The organism is Sinomonas sp. B1-1 (assembly GCF_050474465.1).
GTDB classification, from domain to species: domain Bacteria; phylum Actinomycetota; class Actinomycetes; order Actinomycetales; family Micrococcaceae; genus Sinomonas; species Sinomonas flava.
In genome coordinates this window covers 1-1,382 of sequence record NZ_JBCHVF010000028.1, presented here as the reverse complement: position 1 = coordinate 1,382, position 1,382 = coordinate 1, and the positions used below count along the sequence as shown (strand labels likewise).

The following is a 1,382-nucleotide window of genomic DNA, read 5'->3' as shown; positions in this document are numbered from 1 at the left end:
TGTGAGTAGTTCGCTGTCCGAGGGGCAGCGGTCGGCGGCTGTAGCGTTGTTCGAGCAGGGTTTCGCCGATCGGGCCGCGGCAACTCGGCTGGGGGTGTCCCGGTGGCCGGTGCAGCGGCTGTATCGGCGTTGGGTGATCCGTGGCAGAGGAGCGCTGGTGGCCAGGACGACGAAGCGGTCGTACCCGTTCGAGCTCAAGCTCGCGGTGGTGAAGGGCTATCTCGCGGGCGAGGGGTCCGCGGGGGCCCTGGCCAGGGATCATGGCCTGTCCTCCTCGAAGCTGGTCGAAGCGTGGGCGCGCGCTTTCCGGGAGGGCGGCGAGGACGCGCTGCGGCCCCGCCCCAGGGGCCGCCCGCCCCGGGACGGGGCCGCCTCCCCGGGTGAGCCGAGCGAGCTGGAGCGGCTGCGGGCGGAGAACGAGCGGCTGCAGGCCGAGAACGCCTACCTGAAAAAATTGCGGGCCTTGAGGGCGCAAGGACGGCAGTGAAGGCCCTCGCTGTCTCCTCCCTCAAGGCCGAGCACCGCCTGCCGGTGCTGCTCGAGGCAGCCGGGCTTGCCCGGTCGACGTTCTTCTACCATCAGGCCAGGCTCGGCCGGGCGGACCCCCGGGCCGACCTCAAGGAAGCGGTCCGGGCAGCGTTCGAGGGCGCGCACGGACGCTACGGGCACCGCAGGGTGCACCGGGAACTCGTCAAGGGCGGCTGGCAGGTGGCGAAGAAGACGGTGCTGGAGCTCATGCGCCAGCTCGGCCTGGCCTGCAGGGTCCGCCGGAAACGCCGCTACGCCTCATACCGGGGCGACGTCGGCCAGACCGCGGAGAACCTCCTGGACCGCCAGTTCGCTGCCGATGCCGTGAACCAGAAGTGGGTCACGGACGTGACCGAGTTCCGGGTCGGCAAGGACAAGCTCTACCTCTCCCCGGTCATGGACCTGTTCAACCGCGAGATCATCGCCTACTCCACCAGCAGATCACCGAACCTGCAGCTGGCCACCTCGTCACTGCGCCAGGCGATCGCCGCTCTCGGGCCCGGGGAGCATCCGATGGTGCACACCGACCAAGGATTCCAGTACCAGCACCGTGCCTGGCGGACGCTGCTCGCCGACGCCGGAGCGAGGCAGTCTATGTCCCGCAAGGGCAACTGCTTCGACAACGCCATCATCGAGAACTTCTTCGGCCACCTCAAGGAAGAGTGCTTCCACCACGTCCGCTACCTCAGTATCGAGGCGCTCGAAAACGCCGTCCACGACTACATCCGCTGGTACAACAACGAACGCACCTCCCAACGACTCCAGGGCCTGAGCCCGGTCCAATACCGCGCCCAGGCCCTGGCAGCCTAGGATCTCAATAAGCCAGTCCAACTATCGGGGACCAGTGCACAACG

General features: G+C 68.1%; 2 protein-coding genes. Both read left to right on the top strand.

Annotated elements, in window-relative coordinates:
- A partial coding sequence (locus ACQ5BE_RS18920; protein ID WP_430298491.1) for a transposase occupies positions 1–487 on the top strand: 487 nt, incomplete at its 5' end.
- Complete coding sequence (locus ACQ5BE_RS18915; RefSeq protein ID WP_430298490.1) at positions 484–1,338, top strand: IS3 family transposase; 855 nt, start codon at positions 484–486, stop codon at positions 1,336–1,338. The genes ACQ5BE_RS18920 and ACQ5BE_RS18915, both read left to right, overlap by 4 nt.
- The last annotated feature ends 44 nt before the right edge of the window (positions 1,339–1,382 follow it).